Annotated in this window: 17 protein-coding genes; 7 read left to right on the forward strand and 10 right to left on the reverse strand. The window is 71.2% G+C overall.

Annotated features, from left to right (window positions below):
* Positions 1–123: 123 nt before the first annotated feature.
* Entirely contained in the window at positions 124–648 is a 525-nt protein-coding gene (locus tag ABTZ59_RS11570; RefSeq protein ID WP_351394402.1) for a molybdopterin-dependent oxidoreductase, read from the forward strand.
* A 94-nt stretch (positions 649–742) separates the two neighbouring features.
* On the opposite strand, the gene ABTZ59_RS11575 is transcribed toward ABTZ59_RS11570, so the two are convergent.
* Positions 743–1,603 (reverse strand): Sco1979 family transcriptional regulator, encoded by an 861-nt coding sequence (locus ABTZ59_RS11575; protein ID WP_351394405.1) that lies wholly within the window; start codon positions 1,601–1,603, stop codon positions 743–745.
* Positions 1,604–1,836: 233 nt separating this feature from the next.
* Here ABTZ59_RS11575 and ABTZ59_RS11580 point away from each other — a divergent pair, with 233 nt between their 5' ends.
* Positions 1,837–2,712 (forward strand): glycosyltransferase family 2 protein, encoded by an 876-nt coding sequence (locus ABTZ59_RS11580; protein WP_351394408.1) that lies wholly within the window; start codon positions 1,837–1,839, stop codon positions 2,710–2,712.
* Positions 2,713–2,846: 134 nt separating this feature from the next.
* On the opposite strand, the gene ABTZ59_RS11585 is transcribed toward ABTZ59_RS11580, so the two are convergent.
* From ABTZ59_RS11585 to ABTZ59_RS11600, 4 genes are all read right to left on the reverse strand, one after another.
* On the reverse strand, positions 2,847–4,064 hold the full coding sequence (locus ABTZ59_RS11585; RefSeq protein ID WP_351394411.1) for a cytochrome P450: 1,218 nt from the start codon (positions 4,062–4,064) through the stop codon (positions 2,847–2,849).
* 30 nt (positions 4,065–4,094) lie between these two features.
* Positions 4,095–5,486, reverse strand: a complete 1,392-nt coding sequence (locus tag ABTZ59_RS11590; RefSeq protein WP_351394415.1) for an NAD(P)/FAD-dependent oxidoreductase — start codon at positions 5,484–5,486, stop codon at positions 4,095–4,097.
* Positions 5,476–5,685 (reverse strand): ferredoxin, encoded by a 210-nt coding sequence (locus ABTZ59_RS11595; RefSeq protein ID WP_351394418.1) that lies wholly within the window; start codon positions 5,683–5,685, stop codon positions 5,476–5,478. Before ABTZ59_RS11595 ends, ABTZ59_RS11590 begins: the two co-directional genes overlap by 11 nt.
* Before the next feature lie 104 nt (positions 5,686–5,789).
* Positions 5,790–6,476 (reverse strand): hypothetical protein, encoded by a 687-nt coding sequence (locus ABTZ59_RS11600; RefSeq protein ID WP_351394420.1) that lies wholly within the window; start codon positions 6,474–6,476, stop codon positions 5,790–5,792.
* A 169-nt stretch (positions 6,477–6,645) separates the two neighbouring features.
* On the opposite strand from ABTZ59_RS11600, the gene ABTZ59_RS11605 reads away from it, so the two are divergent.
* The 4 genes from ABTZ59_RS11605 (at position 6,646) to ABTZ59_RS11620 (ending at position 10,739) form a co-directional block, all read left to right on the forward strand.
* Positions 6,646–7,524 (forward strand): hypothetical protein, encoded by an 879-nt coding sequence (locus ABTZ59_RS11605; RefSeq protein ID WP_351394423.1) that lies wholly within the window; start codon positions 6,646–6,648, stop codon positions 7,522–7,524.
* A gap of 141 nt (positions 7,525–7,665) precedes the next feature.
* Positions 7,666–8,121 carry a DUF7144 family membrane protein gene (locus ABTZ59_RS11610; protein WP_503002606.1) on the forward strand — a complete coding sequence of 152 codons (456 nt, stop codon included), beginning with the start codon at positions 7,666–7,668 and terminating at the stop codon, positions 8,119–8,121.
* A 239-nt stretch (positions 8,122–8,360) separates the two neighbouring features.
* Positions 8,361–8,630: a DUF2630 family protein gene (locus ABTZ59_RS11615; RefSeq protein ID WP_351394429.1), complete on the forward strand. Its 270-nt coding sequence runs from the start codon at positions 8,361–8,363 to the stop codon at positions 8,628–8,630.
* Between the two features lie 114 nt (positions 8,631–8,744).
* Complete coding sequence (locus ABTZ59_RS11620) at positions 8,745–10,739, forward strand: FUSC family protein (protein WP_503002622.1); 1,995 nt, start codon at positions 8,745–8,747, stop codon at positions 10,737–10,739.
* Here the strand turns inward: ABTZ59_RS11620 and ABTZ59_RS11625 are convergent.
* The 3 genes from ABTZ59_RS11625 to ABTZ59_RS11635 all read right to left on the reverse strand — a co-directional run bounded on the left by ABTZ59_RS11625 (position 10,720) and on the right by ABTZ59_RS11635 (position 13,909).
* Positions 10,720–11,166, reverse strand: coding sequence for an ATP-binding protein (locus tag ABTZ59_RS11625; protein WP_351394435.1), 447 nt, complete (start codon positions 11,164–11,166; stop codon positions 10,720–10,722). The two genes, ABTZ59_RS11620 and ABTZ59_RS11625, sit on opposite strands and share 20 nt — an antisense overlap.
* 102 nt (positions 11,167–11,268) lie before the next feature.
* The gene (locus tag ABTZ59_RS11630) at positions 11,269–11,676 is read right to left on the reverse strand and encodes an RNA-binding S4 domain-containing protein (RefSeq protein ID WP_249951373.1); all 408 of its coding nucleotides are present in this window, start codon (positions 11,674–11,676) and stop codon (positions 11,269–11,271) included.
* A 145-nt stretch (positions 11,677–11,821) separates the two neighbouring features.
* On the reverse strand, positions 11,822–13,909 hold the full coding sequence (locus tag ABTZ59_RS11635; RefSeq protein ID WP_351394439.1) for a PhoX family protein: 2,088 nt from the start codon (positions 13,907–13,909) through the stop codon (positions 11,822–11,824).
* A gap of 330 nt (positions 13,910–14,239) precedes the next feature.
* Here ABTZ59_RS11635 and ABTZ59_RS11640 point away from each other — a divergent pair, with 330 nt between their 5' ends.
* Positions 14,240–15,700: a VWA domain-containing protein gene (locus ABTZ59_RS11640; RefSeq protein ID WP_351394443.1), complete on the forward strand. Its 1,461-nt coding sequence runs from the start codon at positions 14,240–14,242 to the stop codon at positions 15,698–15,700.
* A 143-nt stretch (positions 15,701–15,843) separates the two neighbouring features.
* On the opposite strand, the gene ABTZ59_RS11645 is transcribed toward ABTZ59_RS11640, so the two are convergent.
* Together ABTZ59_RS11645 and ABTZ59_RS11650 are read right to left on the reverse strand one after the other, a co-directional pair.
* Positions 15,844–16,968 carry a HAMP domain-containing sensor histidine kinase gene (locus ABTZ59_RS11645; RefSeq protein ID WP_351394446.1) on the reverse strand — a complete coding sequence of 375 codons (1,125 nt, stop codon included), beginning with the start codon at positions 16,966–16,968 and terminating at the stop codon, positions 15,844–15,846.
* Between the two features lie 89 nt (positions 16,969–17,057).
* On the reverse strand, positions 17,058–17,711 hold the full coding sequence (locus ABTZ59_RS11650; protein ID WP_351394535.1) for a response regulator transcription factor: 654 nt from the start codon (positions 17,709–17,711) through the stop codon (positions 17,058–17,060).
* Positions 17,712–17,801: the final 90 nt, after the last annotated feature.

A 17,801-nucleotide genomic window follows, 5' to 3' on the forward strand; every position in this document is an offset into this window, starting at 1 on the left:
CACAAAGGCGAGGCAAAGAAGCACAGTCGGCTCGTATCCGCGATTCCCCGGCGGCTCGGCGGGGCATCACCAGGGTGCAGCCGCCACGCGGACCTCTCAGCGGACCTCCCGAGGGGGAATCTGATGAGCCGACCCTGCCTGCCGCCGGACACGACCGTATCGCCGGTCCCGCCCGCCCCGGCGCGCATGTCCCTCACCCTCCGTGGAGAGGTCGCGTGTCCGGTCTCGCTGACCGTCGCCGATCTGCGGGAGCGCTGGGAGCAGCACCGCGCCGAGGTGGTCTTCGACTGCGCGACCAGCGGGCCGCGGCACCACACCTTCGAGGGACCGCTGCTCCGGGAGGTGGTCGACGAAGCGAAGCCGGTCTTCGACCCCCGCCGCCGCAAGGACAGGTCCCGGTTCCTTGTCGCCGTCACCGGCGGGGACGGGCACCATACGGTGCTCTCCTGGGCGGAGATCGACGCCGACTTCGGCAACGTACCGATCCTGCTGGCCACGGCGATGGACGGGCGCGGCCTGGAGTCGGCGGGCAGCCAGCTGGTGGTGCCCACGGACCGCTGCGGGGCGCGCTACATCAGCGCGATCACCAGCGTGTGGGTGGGCGCCTGCGCGGTTCCGCCTCAGCGGACCCGGGCGACGCCCACATAGAAGTGCCCTTGTGTGTGGGTGACCTGGGGCCTCGGCCCGCCTACCGCGGCCGGCATTCGCCCTGGGGCCCGGGGATGCCTGCCGTCATCTCCGTTCACAGCTCCTTACGGAAATCGGCGAGGATCTGTTTGGTGCGGCGCGCGGATTCCGCGTGGGCCACCATGCGGTCCATCGCCTCCATGTGCTCCGCCACCTCGCCGGTGTTGTCGATATAGAGCGCACCGGTCAGATATTCGACGATGACCATATCGGGCAATTCGGGGATGGCGAAGCGGAACAGCACGAAGGGGCTGTAGGTGCCGGGGTGATGCCCGGCGGCGAACTCGGCGATCTGGAGCGTCACATTCGGCAGCTCGGCCGCGGCCAGCAGCCGGTCGATCTGCGCGCGCATCACGGCGGACGAGCCGACGGGGCGGTGCAGAACCGTCTCGTCCATGACAACCCAGAAGACCGGGGCCTCCGGTCCGGTCAGCAGCGACTGGCGCTCCAGGCGCAGCGCCACATGGCGTTCGATGCGCGCCGGGTCGTTCCGGCCGACCTCGCCGTAGGTCAGTATCGCGCGGGCATAGTCCTCGGTCTGGAGGAGCCCCGGCACGAAATGCGGCTCGTAGCACCGTATGGTCTTGGCCGCTTCCTCCAGGCTGACATGGCCGCCGAACCACTCCGGCAGAACGTCGTGGAAGCGCTGCCACCAGCCGGGCTTGTTGGCCTCGTCGACCAGTTGGAGGAAGGCGGCGGCCGCGTCGCCCGTCACCCCGTACGCGGGCAGCAGCAGCTGTACGTACGGGACCTTGAGCGCGACCTCGGCCATCTCCATGCGCCGTATCGTCGCGGGGGCGACATGCAGCAGTCCGGCGGCCCGGTCGCGGCTGAGGCCGGCTCTCTCGCGCAGCCCCTGGAGCCTTTTGCTCAGGACGAGTTGCCCAATTGTCGGGGCAGACCGCGGCTCGCTCACACCCCACCACCAGCCACCAGCATGCGGGCAGTTTGCCACAGGGGCCCGAACACGCACACGGGGGCATCGGCGTGGATGGACGCCGTGGTTCCGGCCGGCCAGCAAGATGAACCCACGACGTCGACGGGGATACCTTCCGGTGTCCTCAGGATGGCGTCCGCCGGTTAGCATCGAATCGCGTCTCCCCTGTGCCCCCTTCCCTGCCCGTCACCGAGAGCTGGAGTGATCTGGACGTGTCCCGACCGCGTGTGGGTGTGGCCGTGCTGACGATGGGGAACAGGCCCGTCGAACTGCGGGCCCTGCTGGACTCCGTCGCCAAGCAGCGGGAGGCCCCGACGCGGATCGTGGTCGTGGGCAACGGCGCTCCGCTGCCCGAGCTGCCCGAGGGCGTCATCGGAGTCGAGCTGACGAAGAACCTCGGGGTCTCCGGCGGGCGCAATGTCGCCATGGAGAGGCTCCGCGACTGCGGCGACGTGGACGTTCTGGTGGACCTGGACGATGACGGCCTGCTGATCGAGGCCGATGTGATCACCCGCGTCGCCGATCTGTACGAGGCGCACCCCCGGCTCGGCATCGTCAGCTTCCGTATCGCGGACGAGACCGGCCTCACCCAGCGGCGGCATGTGCCCCGGCTGCGGGTGGACGATCCGATGCGCGCGGGCGAGGTGACCACCTTCCTGGGCGGCGGGCACGCGCTGTCCATGGCGATGCTGGCGCAGACGGGCGGCTGGCCCGACGCGTTCTTCTTCACGCACGAGGAGACCGACCTCGCGTGGCGCGCGCTGGACGCGGGCTGGACGATCCGTTACGAGCCGGAGCTGGTGCTCCAGCACCCGCGCACCTCACCCGCGAGGCACGCCGAGTTCTACCGGATGACCGCCCGCAACCGGGTCTGGCTGGCACGCCGGCATCTGCCCGCGCCGCTCGTACCGCTCTATCTCGGTACGTGGATTCTGCTCACCGTGGCGCGCACGCGGTCGGTGAGCGGGCTGCGGGCGTGGTTCGGCGGCTTCTTCGAGGGAGTGCGCACGGCGTGCGGGACGCGACGGCCGATGCGGTGGCGAACGGTGGGACGGATGACGGCGCTGGGTCGGCCGCCGGTGATCTGACGTGGCGGAGGGGTGGTCGGGGCTTCGTTCTGAACGATCGTTCAGAGAGCTGGTTCAGAAGGCCGGTTCGGATCGCTGGTGCAGAAGGCTGGTGTTCAGAAGGCCGGTTCGGAAGGCCGGTTCGGAACGCCGGTTCACGTCTGCTCGATCGGCAGGTGCCGGGGTCCTCGGAGGATCGGGCTCCGCCGGTAGGGCGGCGGGTCCTCGGACAGTCGGAAGCCCTCCAGAAGGGGGAGCAGCGCGTTCAGGGCGATCTGGGCCTCCACGCGGGCCAGCGGCGCGCCGAAGCAGTTGTGGACCCCGCTGCCGAACCCGAAGTGCTGGTTGTCCTCGCGGGTCGGGTCGAAGTGGTCGGGGTCGTCGAACCGCAGCGGGTCCCGGTTCCCCGCGGCGAGTACGAGGACCAGCGGGGCGCCCTCGGGGACGGTGACGTCCGCGACCTCGATGTCCGCCAGCGGGGTGCGCTGGGGGAGCAGATGGACGGGCGGTTCGTAGCGCAGCAGTTCCTCGACCGCCCTGGGCATCAGTTCGGGCTTGTCGCGCAGGAGCCGGTAGGCGTCGGGGAAGCGCAGGAAGGTGAGCGCGCCGTTGCTGATGAGATTGACGGTCGTCTCGTGCCCGGCGATGAGCAGGAGGGTCCCGGTCGCCATCAGTTCGGCCCTGGTCAGCCGCCCGTCGGGGCCGATGTCGTGGACGAGCGCGGAGAGCATGTCGTCCGAGGGGTGGTCGCGGCGCTTGTCGGAGAGATCCCCGAGGTACTCCCCCATCGCCTCCCGGGCGTCCATGCCCGCGGTGCGGTGGCTCTCGTCGTATGTCCCCGGCTTCAGGTCGAGACTGGCGATGATCTCGTTCGTCCAGGCGCGGATCCGGGGCACGTCCTCGTGGGGCACACCGAGCAGCCGGCAGATCACGGTGACGGGGAGCGGGTACGCGAACTCCTCGACGACATCGACGCGGTCCTTGTCCCGGAACGCGTCGATCAGTTCGTCGGAGATCCGGGTGATGTCGGCGCGCAGCGCGTCGATCCTGCCCGGAGTGTGGGGCGGCCCGAAGGGGCGCGTCACGATGCGGCGCAGCCGGTCGTGCTCGGGGTCGTCGAGGCCGATGAAGGAAGCCTGGGCGAGCCGTCTGAGCGGCGGGACCGTGGCCGGGTCGGCGCGGTTGCGGCTGTCCGAGCTGATCCGCGGGTCATGGAGCAGTGCGGCGATCTCGTGGTACGTGCCGACCAGATAGCTGCCGTCGTTCTGCCGCGTCACCCCGTTCTCGCGGAGTTCGGCGTAGAGCGGATAGGGGTCGGCGCGGTTCGCGTAGTCGGTGATGCGCTGGTAGAGGGTGTCCGGGGACGGGGACATGCGGGGGGCTCCTCAACAAGGGTGGGCGGCTCAGCGACGGCGGACGGCGGTCGGGATCGGTTCGTGCCGCACCACGGTCAGGCGGCGGTCCGGCACATGGCCGGTGAGGGCCATGGTCGGTGCGTGCGAGATCAGTCGCGGGTCCGGCACATCGGAGGGGACGGGCACCGCCGAGTCGGGCCGGTCGGCGGCGCCGGTCTCGGGAGGAAACGGCGCCGCCGTCTCGATGAGGTAGGCGTAGTGCTCAAGCCACTTGGCCCGGTTCACCGTGACCGCGGCGGTGATCCGTCCCCGGTAGCCGTAGACGGCGACCAGCCGGCGCTCCCGCAACGAGCCCTGGGCGATGACCACTTGGTCGGAGTAGGTCGGTACGCCGACGGACTTGATGTTGAGGCCGAACTGACTGGACCAGAAGGCGGGCACCGCCAGATGCGGGCGCCTGTGCGGGCCCGCGCTGACCATGTTGTGGGCAGCCACCTCCGCCTGCGCGACCGCGTTGCCCCAGTGTTCGAGTGCCAGCATCTGGTACTCGAAGAGCGGATGCGGGAAGCGCGCCACGTCACCGGCGACGAAGACGTCGTCCGTGACGATCCCGTACATGTCGAACGCACGGCACCCCGCGTCGCACGCCACGCCCCGGGGGCCGGCCGCCAGACCCGATTCGGCGAGCCATTCGGTGTTGCGTACCGCGCCCAGGGCGACCACGGCGACATCGGCCTCGATCCGGCTGCCGTCGGAGAACTCGGCGCCGGTGAGCCGTCCGTCGCGGCTCTTCAGGGAGGTGACGGTCACACCGCAGCGCAGATCGACGCCGTGCGCGCGCTGGAGTTTGGCGGCGAACGCGCCGAGGGCGCCGCCGAGCGCCCCGACGAGCGGTGCGGGTCCGCGTTCTGCGACGGTGACCTCCAGGCCGCGTTCCCGGCAGGCGGAGGCGATCTCCGAGCCGGTGAACCCGGCGCCGATCACCAGGACCCGGCGCGGTCCGGCGTCGAGCCGCCGCGCGAGCTGTGCCGCGTCGTCGCTCGTACGCAGCATCAGTACGCCGTCCAGCCGGGCCTCCGCGGGGTCCGGCCAGGGGCGCGCCCGGGTTCCGGTGGCGATCAGCAGCCGGTCGAACGGCAGGAGTTCACCGTCGGCGAGGATCACCCGCTTCCCGATCGGATCGATGCCGCCTGCCCGTACGCCGAGCTTCCACCGCGCGTCCACTTCGCGGCGGCGCGGCAGCCCGAGGCCCTGCGCGTCCGCCCGCCCGAGCAGCACCTGTTTGGACAGCGGTGGCCTGTCGTACGGGGGGTGCGGTTCGTCCCCGACCAGCGTCAGCGGTCCGCTGAAGCCTTTGTCCCGCAGCGTCTCGGCGGCGCGCAGACCGGCCAGCGACGCGCCGACGATGACGATCCGGCCGTCCCACGGTTCACCGGTCACCGGGGCCCGCCCGCTCGCCGACGAGGATGGCCTGCACCGGACACGCCGCCGCGGCCCGGCGTACGTGTCCATGCTGCCCGTCGGGTACGGCCGGCGTGAACATCAGGGCCTCCTCGCCATGCAGCTCGAACACCTGAGGGGCGAGGAACACGCACTGCGCGTACGCCTGGCAGCGGTTGAGGTCGACAACGATCTGCATCCCGGTCCACTCCTCCGCGGCCTCCGCGCGCCGCCCCGACTCCGTCCTATGGCCTGCGGGGGAGCGGCGCGAGCGCTGGGGTGCCGATGGGGTGAGCGGGCGCCTCAGGATTCTCGGGGTTCTCGGCGTTGTCGGGGTTCTCGGCGTTCTTGGGGTTCTCGGGGTTCTCGCGTGTAGAGCCGGTAGAAGACCACGATGACCGTGGCCACGCCGAACGCCAGCCCGATCCCGGAGGACAGCAGAACGCTGTGATTGGCGAGGCTGTAGAGAAAGCCCATGCCCCCGCCGACAAGTACGCCCCAGGCCGCGGCGCGTACTTCACGCATCAGTCCGTGCTGTACGCGGACGAGGCCGAAGACCAGCAGGGCCGCGAGCGCGCCGGAGATCAGGGCCAGGGCGAGCTGTCCGAAGGTGGCGGGGCCGCCGCCCCGGGCGATGTACGACGCGTAGGCGCCGTAGGCGACGCCCAGCAGGAGGGAGTTCCCCACGAGGCGTGGCGAGACTGGGGGCCGGGCCGCGTCCTGGGGGCGGGTGTCCCGCGCGCCCGGAGGCCGCTCGCCGCCGCGCCGGAGGCCGTCGTGGGACGCGCCTCCGCGCCGCCCCCCTTCATGCCGCGCTGCGTCGTGCCGCGTGTCCTCGTGGCGCGTGTCGACCTGCCGCGTGTCGACCTGCCGCGTGTTCTCGTACCGCGTGTCGACCTGCCGCGTGTCGTCGTACCGCGTGTCCTTGTGCCAGGGGAGATGGGGCCTCGGCGTGCGGTGCCGGGTGGGCGTCGGTGTCCGGGTCGCCATGGCAAGGGGCTCCTTCCGTCGCACCCCCCGGGTCCGCCCCCGCCTCTCCAGGGCACACCCCACCCGCCCCACGCGTCAACCTCAGCGGGGGTGACGGACCGGCGCGCTCTCTCACCGGGTCGGCGGCGCACCGCTCGCGCCCGCCGCCGCGTACCCGTTCCCTTGAGGAGTGCGGACCTACCTCTCCACGGCGCTGATCGTCCTGCTGACGGTCCTCGTCCCGCTGAGCGCGGTCGCGGCCTGGGTCGACCTGGAGATCGGCGACACCGACCGCTTCGTCTCCACCATGGCGCCGCTCGCCTCCGATCCGGACGTACAGAACGCCGTCGCCGACCGGATCACCGACGAGGTGCTGACCGAGGTCCCCGTGGGGCCGCTCCTTCAGGAGGGGGTACGCGGTCTGCTGCACGACGCCGTGCTGTCGTTCGAGACCACCCATGCCTTCAAGAACGCGTGGAACACGGCGACCCGCGCCGCCCACGCCACCGCGGAACACGCGCTGACCAGCGGCGGCGGCAACGCGGTGACGATCGATCTGGCGCCCATCACCGCGCGGGTCAAGAAGCAGCTGACCGACGACAGCGTGCCGTACGCCAACCGGATCCCCGTGCGGCATACGCAGATCATCGTCCTGGAGGCCAACGGACTCGGGATCTGGCGCGAGGTCGCCCAGGGGCTGCGCGCGGCGGGGATCTGGCCCGCCGTCGGCACACTGGCCCTCAGCGGCGCGGCCGTGCTGCTCGCCGTCCACCGGCGCCGCGCGCTCATCGGCACCGGTCTCGCGTACGCGGCCGGTGCGGCGCTGCTGTTCGTCGTGGTCGCCGTGGCGCGCGGATCGATCCTCCAGGACCTGCCGGACAACGGGGACAGATCGGCCGCCGCCGCCATCTTCGACGCGTTGACCGCCTCGTTGCGTACGGCGGGCTGGTGTGTGCTCGCCTGTGGACTCGCCCTGAGCCTCGGGGCCTGGCTGAGTGGCCGGTTACCCCGGGCTTCGCAGGCGCCGCATATCGCGCCCAGCACCCCGCACAGCTCCTCCCCCGTCTGACTTTACGAAATCTTTATGCCGATCCCACTCGACCGAATGTCCCTTTTGCGGCATTTGGAGCACCATGGGGTTATGAGCCAGAACACAGCACAGAGGCCCCCCACCACGGGCATGGGCACAGGTACGGGCACAGGAACAGGCATGGGTACCGGCACCGGCACCGGAGCAGGTACCGGCGCGCATACCGGCGCACATGCGGAAAGGAAGGCAGCCTGGGCTACTGGCGGTAGCTTCTTCGCCGGTGTTCTCATGCTGGTCGCGGGAGCGATAGACATCCTTCAGGGCGTGGCGGCCGTACGGCACAACGCGGTGTTCAACGCGGTCACCGGCTACGCCTACACGTTCAACCTCAGCGCCTGGGGCTGGATCAACATAGCCCTCGGAATCCTGCTCGCCGCCACTGGACTGGCCATTCTCATGCGCGTCCCGATGGCCAGGTACTTCGGAATAGGGGTGGCGGCGCTCTATCTGGTCGCGCAGTTCATGTACCTGCCGTACGCGCCGATCTGGGCGATCGTCGGCATGGCGCTGGCGGCGTTCGTGATCTGGGCACTGACCACGGATCGCGCGACGTCCTGGGCGGGCAACAGACACTGAGGGGCCCTTCCCCTCCGCTCGCCGAACCGACCCCCCGACCACCAACGTCCGCGCATACGGGCACAGCGGCTCCCGCTTCTGTGCCCGTATACGCGTGCGTGACGTGACGCGCGTGACGTGCGTGACGCGTGACGCGCGACGTGCGACGTGCGCGATATGCGTGGCGGACGTGCGTTGCGGAAGAGCACGGGCGAGGGGGCCGAGGTGCGAGGGTGCCGCGCGAGCGCGAGGATCGAACCATGAACGCAGCCAGCAACGCCGCCGGCAAGGACGACGAGATCCTCGACAACATCGGCGCACTCGTCGCGGAGGAACGCGCCCTGCGCGCACGCTCGTCCGAGAAGCTCGGCCTCGACGCGGACGAAAAGGCGCGGCTGCGCTCCGTCGAGGTCCAGCTCGATCAGTGCTGGGATCTGCTGCGGCAGCGGCGCGCCAAGTCGGAGTTCGGCGAGAACCCCGACGAGGCGGCGGTGCGGCCCCCGGGCGAGGTCGAGGGCTACCAGGGCTGAAGCCGCCCACCCTCCGTGGGAGCCGTGGCAGCCATGGGAGACAGCCGAAACCCCACGCGGAAACCCCGGCCGCTCCGGCGGCGCCTGTCCGGGCGCCTGGGACCGGCCTCCCATCTGGCCCCGCCCGAATGGCTGCTCGCCGGGCTGCGCCCGCAGTCCGCCCCCATCCCCTGGGCCGCCGTCGCCCGCGCCGCCATCGCCCTGACCGTGCCCCTGGCCGCGGGTCTCGCCATGGGGGTCCCCGACTACGGCGCGCTCGTCTCGTTGGGCGCGCTGCTCGCGGTCGCCGGCCGCACCGCGGACGCGTACCGGCTGCGGATCCTCACCACCGGGGTCCCCCAGCTCTTCGGCGCCCTCGGCGTCACGCTCGGCACGCTCGTCTACGGCCACGGATGGGTCGCCGTCGGGGTACTGACCGTGGTGGCGCTCGTCTCCGGGATGATCTCCTCGATCGGCGCGGTGGCCTCGTCCGCCGGGCTGCTCCTGCTGCTCGACGCGGTGATCGGCGCGGGACTGCCGCTGCCCCAGCCCTGGTGGAAGGCCCCGCTGCTGTTCGTTCTCGGCGGGCTGTTCGTCCTCGCGCTCTCGCTGCTGGCCTGGCCGCTGCGCCGCGGGGTGCCGGAACGGGCCGCCGTGGCCGCGACGTACCGCGCGGTGGCCGATCTGCTGGAGGCGGCCGGCCGTACCGAGGACGCGAAGGGGAACACGTACGACGCCGAACGGCTGGCCGTCACCGAATCCCTCAACCACTCCTACGACCTCGTCCTCGCCCGCCGCGCCCGCGAACACGGCCGTTCCAGGCCGCTCGTGCGGCTGCTCGCGCAGCTCAATGTGATCATCCCGCTGGTCGAGGCCGCGCCCGCCGCCCGTCTGCGCGAGCGACCGCTGCCCGCCGCGATCCCGGCCGCCGTGCGCGAGTTGGCGGACGCGGTCGCCATGGGCCGTACCGAAGGCCCGCCGCCGGCGCCGCCCGAGCTGCCCGCGCCCGACGACCGGTGCGCGCGCGCCGTCGACACCGCGCTGCGGCACGCGTTCGCCGTGGTGCACCGCCCCGACATTCACAACGACCCCGGCGCCGCCTACGTCGGTGTCGACACCGACGACCGGCTCGGCCGCCCCGCCCCGCTGTGGGTCCGCGCCCGCCGCGGCGCGCGCAACGTCCTGCTCTCCGAGGCGTCCTGGCGGTACGGGCTGCGCCTCGCGCTCTGTATCGGCCTCGCCCAGGCGCTGGTGTCGCTCATCCCCGTACCCCGCTCGTACTGGGTGGCGCTCACCGTCACCTTCATCCTCAAACCGGACTTCGGCTCGGTCTTCTCGCGCGCGCTGCTGCGCGCGCTCGGCACGGTGCTCGGCCTCGTCACCTCCGCCGCGATCCTGGCGGCGGTGCCGATCGGCTGGTGGGACGTGGCGATCATGCCCGTCATCGCGGGGCTGATCCCGGCGTTCGCCGCGAAGGGGTACGCGTTCCAGACGGCGGCCATCACGCCGGTGATCCTGCTGATCTCCGACATCCTCAACCACGAGGGTTTCGAACTCGTGCTTCCGCGCTTCGTCGACAGCATGGTGGGCTGTGCGATCGCCCTGATCGTGGGCTATCTGCTCTGGCCGGAGAGCTGGCGCAGCCGGATCGGGCACCGGCTCGCGGACACGGTCGAGGACACGGCGGAGTATGTGCGGCGCGCGTTCGTGTACGGGCCCGACCAAGGCGAACGCGCCCGCATGCGGCGCCGTCTCTACCGCGATCTGTCCGTCGTACGCAGCGAGTTCCAGCGCGCCGTGACCGAGCCGCCGCCCACCGGGACGCGCGCCGCGGCGTGGCTGCCGCTGGTCGTCGCGGTGGAACGCGTCGTGGACGCGACGACGGCGGCCCGGGTGCGCGTCGACTACGGCGCCGAGCCGCCCACCCCGGCCGAGATCGCCGGCGTCGAGCGCCAGTTGCGGGAGCTGGCGGCCGGGGTGCGGTCGAGCGAGGTCCTGGTGGAGGTACGGACCGAGCCGCCGCCCGGCGACGAGAAGAGCGTCCTGGCTCCACTGCGCCAGGAGGTCGGGGCGGCGCTGGCGATCGCCTCTCCACAGCGCGGGACCGGTCTCATTGATCGGACGTCCTGAGGGATCTCTCGGGCACTTTCAGCGTCACCCAGACCCGCTTCCCGGGGCCCCGCCTGGGCGCCACACCCCAGTCGTCGGCGAGCGCGGCCACCAGCGCGAGCCCCCGCCCGCACTCGTCCTCCAGGTCGGGGGTGCGTGGACGTGGCAGATAGTCCCCCGCGTCCTCGACCTCCAGTCTGAGCAGCCCGTCGGCCCGCTCCAGGGTGACGGCGATCTCCCGGCCGGGTGGGCTGCCGTGGCGCAGCGCGTTGGTGACGAGCTCCGAGAGCAGGAGGGCCGCGGTCTCGCCGGGATCTCCGGGCAGACCCACTTGTGTATGAAGGACTTCGCGGGCCCGGCCGACGCTACGGGGGTGACTGGGGAGGCGGAACATGAAGCGCTGTGTGTGCTGGTGCTGCTGGTCGCGCTGTTCACCGTCGTGGTTCATGGGAAGGACCTTCCCTGTGGTGCGAGTTTTACTTTCCGTGCACCAAAGGTGACTGTGTGCAGCTAAACTCACTCATTCGCTGACAGTTCCGAACCCGGGCGGTCAGCCCTGAAACCACTGGTCCTGAACCCTGTCCTGGAGCCGGTCCAGCTCCCTGCGGTCGCGCTTCGTCGGACGGCCCGTCCCCCGGTCGCGCAGGGCGATGGGAACGGTCAGTTCGCGCGGCGGGGGCGGCGGGCTGTTGTCCACGTAGCACTCCACGGCGACCGGCGCGCCCACCCGCTTCTTCACGATGCGCGAGACCACCACGACCCGGTCGCGGGCCGCGTGGCGCAGCCGGACCTCGTCGCCCGGCTTGATCGCGTACGCGGGCTTGACCCGCTCCCCGTTGACGCGGACGTGACCGCCCCGGCAGGCGGCGGCGGCCTGGGAGCGGGTCTTGGTGAGCCGTACGGACCAGATCCAGGAGTCGACCCGTGCGGTCCCGGTGTCCGAAGCCTCAGAAGTCATACATCGAGGGTAATCGCGGACGGCCCCGCGGCTCCCCTCTTTTGTCATCGACCGGGTCCTGTGTCATCGACCGGGCTGAAACGCCGAGCGGGGTGACGCCGGTCCGAGACGGCGCCACCCCGCGGTCGGGTCAGGTCAGTCGGCGTCAGACGCCGATGTTCCCGCCGTCCTTGCGCCAGACGCAGACGACCGACGGACGGACCATCTTGCCGGGACCGTCGGGCCACGCGCTCGCCGGCTTCTCGACGGTCGCGCCGTCGATCTCACCCGGGTGCTGCACGGCGACCAGGACGCGGTTGTCCTGGATGATCGGACCACAGGTCTCCGCGCCGTTCGGCATGGTCAGGAACTGCTTCAGCTCACCACGCCGCTCGCCCTGCGTCGCGACACCGAACAGACCGTCGTGGTTGCCGAGCGCGTTGCCGTCCGTCGAGATCCACAGGTTGCCGTGTGAGTCGAAGGCGACATTGTCCGGGCAGGAGATCGGGCTGACCTTGTCCTTGGGGAAGCCCGCGAAGTAGGTGGCCGGGTCGTTGGGGTCACCCGCGACCAGGAAGAGGCGCCAGGCGAACCCGTCGCCCGCCGGGTCGTCCCAGTTCTCCGCCAGCTCCAGGATGTGACCGTGCTTGTTGGCGTTACGGGGGTTGGCCTCGTCGACGCCCGCCTTGCCCGCCTTGCCACGGTCGGTGTTGTTCGTCAGCGCGACGTAGACCCGGCCCGTGCGCGGCGACGGCTCGACGTCCTCGGGACGGTCCATCTTGGTGGCGCCGACCTTGTCACCCGCGAGACGCGTGAAGACGTACACCTCGTCGGCGCTCATGCCGGGCACGTGCGAGACATCGCCGGTCGCCAGCGGTATCCACACGCCGGAACCGTCGAACTCGCCGTCGTTCGGGAGCTTGCCCGTGCCGTCGATCTCGCCCGCCGGGCTGTCACCGGTCAGCTTGGCCACGTACAGCGTGCCCTCGTCGAGCAGCGTCAGGTTGTGCTCGTGGGCGGCGCGGCTGTTGCCCTGCTTCATCTGCTTCGACGAGACGAACTTGTACAGGTAGTCGAAGCGCTCGTCGTCGCCCATGTAGACGACGGGGCGGCCGTCGGCGGTCAGCCGGGGCTGCGCGGCCTCGTGCTTGAAGCGGCCGAGGGCGGTGCGCTTACGGGGCGTGAAGTTCGGGTCGTACGGGTCCAGCTCGACGACCCAGCCGTGGCGGTGGGCCTCGTTGGGCTCCTGCTTGAGGTCGAAGCGCTTGTCGAAGAGCTCCCACTTGCGCTCGCTGGCGGCGGTGCCGATGCCGTAGCGCTTGTCCGTGTCGCTCGAACCGTTGGCGAAGTACTGGTTGAAGTTCTCCTCGCCGTGCAGCGTCGTGCCCCAGGGGGTGGTGCCGCCGGCGCAGTTGTTCAGCGTGCCGAGGACCCTGCTGCCCGTACGGTCCGCCGAGGTACGGAGCAGATCGCTGCCCGCGGCCGGGCCGGTGAGCCGGAACTCGCTGGTGACCGTGAGGCGGCGGTTGAGCTCGTGACGGGTGACGGCGGTGAGCTTGCCGCTCTTGCGGTCCTCCTGGACCACGACGACGGAGAGACCGTGGGCGGCCCAGGCGATCTCCACCTGCTCGCGGGTCGGCTTGGCCGAGTCGTAGCCCTTGAACATCAGGATCTCGTCGGTGTACTCGTGGTTGGCCACGAGGACCTGACGGTCCCGCTCGCCCTTCAGCGGGAGCAGGCTCAGGAAGTCGACGTTGTAACCGAACTGGCCGGCCTGCGCCTTGGCGGTCTGCTTGTCCGGGTTGAACTCCGGCGCACCGCGCAGGATCGGGTCACCCCAGCGGATGACCACGTTCTGGTCGTGGCCGGCGGGGATGGTCACCTTGTCCGCGGTGTTGGGGGCGACCGGGGTGAAACGCAGACCGCGGGCGCCGTCGACCTTGCCGCCCGCGCCACCGGTGTTGCCGTTGCCGTTGCCGTTTCCGGCGACAGCGGCGGCGGACGCCGGGGAGTTGCCGGGGCCGAGCGCGAGCGCGCTGCCCGCAGCGGTGGCGACCGTCACGACGGCGGCGGCGCGCACCATGGAACGGCGCGTCATGGCACCGGCGATGATGTCACCGACGTACGCGTTGTCGCTCTTGTTCGGGACCTCGTGGAAGCAGGCGTCACCGCAGCGGAAGCGGCAGGTCAGGGCCGAACGCCCGCCCGGGTGGGGGCTGGAACTCGAATTGAGCAGCGGCAGCAGTTTGCGCACTTTCGCCTCCGGAATGCGATGTATTCGGCGCGCACCGCGCCGACACGGTGTCGGGATGTCTCGGCTGGTGACGCTAGGTGTGGCCGCCACCAGGGTGGCGGCCTTCAGGTGAACGACACATGAACCTGCGCCGACCGCGTGGTCGGGGGAGAGTAATGCCTTCGGCGGCAGGGAGGATACCGTCCTGCCCGGAGGGCCCGCCCCACACGTGGACCGCCCCTGCCGGAGATCATTCGCGGTGGCCGCTAACCTTACGTATCCGCCCTGGCCAGGGATGCGCGTTTCCCCGGGGGCGGACACCGCACCCAACTCATCTGAAAGGCCTCGCCCATGGGCATTCGGAGCTTGCTGCGCAAGGTGTTCGGACGCGACCGTGCGGAGGAGCACCACGAGTCGGTGCCGGTCTCGGCCTCGGTACCGTCGCAGGCGGGGCGTTCCGACCGTACGGATCCGGCGGAGCCGACGACCAAGGACTCGGGTACGGACACGACGGCCGTCCCGGAGGACGCGGCCGGGGCCACGACGACGGCCACGTCCTCGGACGCGGCCTCGGTCCCGTCCTCCACCACGGCCCCCGATCCGGCGCCTGCCGCGGCTCCCGCCCGGGTTGAGCCCAAGGACCCGGTGGAGCCCGGGGATGTCGCGGGGGTGGCGGCGGATCTGGTGGCCGCCGCGTTCGACAACCCCCGTCCGGCCGATCCGGACCGCGCGGTCCCCTCGCAGTTGCCGCGGACGAGCGCGATCGAGGAGCCTCCGGCGGCGACGGCCATGCCCGCCCCGGACCTCACCCCCGCGGTCGCCCCCACGCCCACGGTCCCCGCGCAGGCCACGGCGGAGCCCGAACTCGACAGGACTCCCGTGCGGGAGGCGGTTGTTCCCGCGGAGCCGGAACCGGAGTCGGAACGGGAGCCCGAACCCGAACCCGAACCCGAGCTCAAGGTGGAGACGGAGGCCGAGGGCGTCGAGGTCAAGGACAAGGCCGCCGAGGTCGAGCCCGTACTCGAAACCAAGCCCGAGCCCGTACGGGAAACCGAGCCCGAGCCTGAGCCCGTCGCCGCCGCCGTCGCCGCCGCCGTCGCCGACGACCCCAGCACCGGCGCCGCGGCCCGCCCCGCCTTCACCCTCGCCCGCGTCAAGTCCCGTGCTCCCGGCCTCACCGACCACTACAAGGCCGCCGGCGCCGCCCTCAAGAAGCGCGGCCTCGCCGGGGAGCGGGCCACCGTCTATCTCATTCTCGACCGGTCCGGTTCCATGCGGCCGTACTTCAAGGACGGCAGCGCCCAGCACCTCGGCGAGCAGGCGCTCGCGCTCGCCGCACACCTGGACGAGAGTGCGACCGTCTCCGTCGTGTTCTTCTCCACCGAGATCGACGGGACCGGCGAGATCGGTCTCACCGACTACGAGGGGAAGATCGACGAACTGCACGGCTCCCTCGGACGCATGGGGCGTACGAACTACCACCGCGCCGTCGAAGAGGTCGTCGCGCTCCACGAGAAGTCCGGTTCGGCCGGGCCCGCGTTGGTGATCTTCCAGACGGACGGTGCGCCCAGCGCCGTACGCCTCGCCGAGCAGGCCCTCACCGAGGCCGCGAAGCACCCGCTCTTCTGGCAGTTCGTGGCGTTCGGCGAGGAGGACGCCAAGGGCTTCGACTTCGCGCGCAAGCTCGGCGCGGACGAGGCCACCGCGAACGTCGGCTTCTACCACGCGGGTCCGGTGCCCAGCGAGGTGCCGAACGCCACGTTCTACCGCGAACTGCTCGCCGCCTGGCAGCCGTCCGCCGCCGCCAACTGACCTGACCCGTAGGGCCTTTACCACCATTGCCGTATGCACCGCCGTCGGCCCGCGTCCCGTACGCGGCGCCGGCGGCGGTTTCGGTTCCGGCGGCGGTTTCGGTTGCGGTTTCGGTTTCTCCCGGGTCGCCGCGGTGGTCGCCGTCAGTCGCCGTCGCGCTCCGCCTTCGGCAGCGACACCGTCACCGCCAGCCCCCCGCCCGCGCCGCCGGGCTCCGCCGTGACCGTCCCCCCGTGTGCCACCGCGATCGAGCGGACGATGGAGAGGCCGAGCCCCGCGCCGAGCCCCATCCGGTCGCGGCCCTCACCGCGCCGGAACGGTTCGAACAGGGCGGGGATGTCCGTCTCGGCGACCACAGGGCCGGTGTTGCGCACCACCAGCTCCCCGCCCCGTACCTCGACGTCCACCGTCCCGCCGGGCACGTTGTACGTCACCGCGTTGGCCAGCAGGTTTCCCACCAACTGCCCGAGCAGCAGCCGGTTTCCGCGCACCACGTCGGCGTCGGCGACGCTGAGCGAGACCCGCCGGCCGTAGCGTGCCGTCTCCTCGGCCACCGCCTCGCCCAGATCCACCGGCTCCAGGTCCTCCACCTCGCGCTCGCTGCGCGCCAGCAGCAGCAGCCCTTCGATGAGCCGTTCGCTGCGCCGGTTGTTGTCGAGCAGGGTCTCCTTCGTACGGGCCAGCTCCTCCGGCGTGCAGAGGTCGTCCAACCCGACCTGGATCGCGGCGCGCTGGGTCGCCAGCGGGGTGCGCAGCTCGTGCGAGGCGTTGGCGATGAACCGGCGCTGACTGTCGAAAGCTTTCTGCAGGCGCGCCAGGAGCGCGTCCAGGGTGTCGCCCAGTTCCTTCAGCTCGTCGTCCGGGCCGCTCGCGCCGATCCGTTCGTGAAGATTGTGTTCGGACAGCCGGCGGGCCTTGGCCGTCATCGCGTGCACCGGACGCAGTACCCGCCCCGCCGTCCACCAGCCGACCCCGACCGCGCACGCCGCCATGACCAGCAGCGCGGCGACCGACCAGAACATCATCTCGTCGGAGGCGGCGTCCGTGACCGTGTCGGTGAGCTGATATACGGCGACGTACTGGCCCTGTTGCCGGCGGATCAGCCCGCTCCCCGGCGAGACGGGGAGCTCCGGCGACACCTGGGCCGGCGCCACCCGGGCGGCGATCTCCTGCGCCTCGTTCTGCGTACCGGCGCTGGAGAGCAGATTGACGACGGCGAGCAGACAGCCACCGAGGACGACGAAGACGCCCCCATAGATCAGGGCCATCCGCGCACGGATGGTCGAGCCGGGCCCCAGCGTCCTGTCCGCCCCGCACCGCCCCGTTCTCTTCGCGGCGCGCCTGTTCGCGTCGCGTATCACAGCGCGTACCCCACCCCCTGGACCGTACGGATCAGCGGCGGATCCCCGAGCTTGGCCCGCAGTTTGCTGAGACAGACCCGGACCGCTCCGGTGAACGGGTCGGCGTGCGCGTCCCAGGCCCGCTCCAGCAGTTCCTCGGCGGAGACCGGCGCCCCGTCCGCCTCCAGAAGGATTTGCAGCACCGAGAACTCCTTGGGCGAGAGATCGAGCGCCACCCCGTCCCGCGACGCCGTCCGCCGTACGGAATCGAGCCGTACGCCATGCCGCTCCAACTGCGGCGGCACGGGCCTGGCGCTGCGCCGCCGCAGCGCGCGCACGCGCGAGACCAGCTCGGGGAAGTCGAAGGGCTTGCCCAGATAGTCGTCGGCGCCCAGATCGAGCCCTTCGACGCGCTCCTCCATGGAGGCGGACGCGGTGAGCATCAGGATGCGCGTACGGGACGACTCCGCGACCAGCTTGCGCGCGACGTCGTCGCCGTGGACACGTGGCAGATCGCGGTCGAGGACGACGACGTCGTAGTCGTGCAGTCCCAGATAGGCGAGGGCGGCGTCACCGCTGTACACGGTGTCGACGGCGAATCCCGCCCGTCGCAGCCCGGTGGCCACCAGCTCGGCCAGGACCTCCTCGTCCTCGGCGACCAGTACCCGCATGCTGCTGTCCCCTGCCCCTGTCCCCTGCCCCGCCTCGTACATGATGCCCTTTCTCTCCCGGGATGTGCCTGTCTACGGCAAGGGGTGTTT

It is taken from the genome of Streptomyces sp. NPDC094034 (assembly GCF_040303865.1).
Classification (GTDB): Bacteria; Actinomycetota; Actinomycetes; order Streptomycetales; family Streptomycetaceae; genus Streptomyces.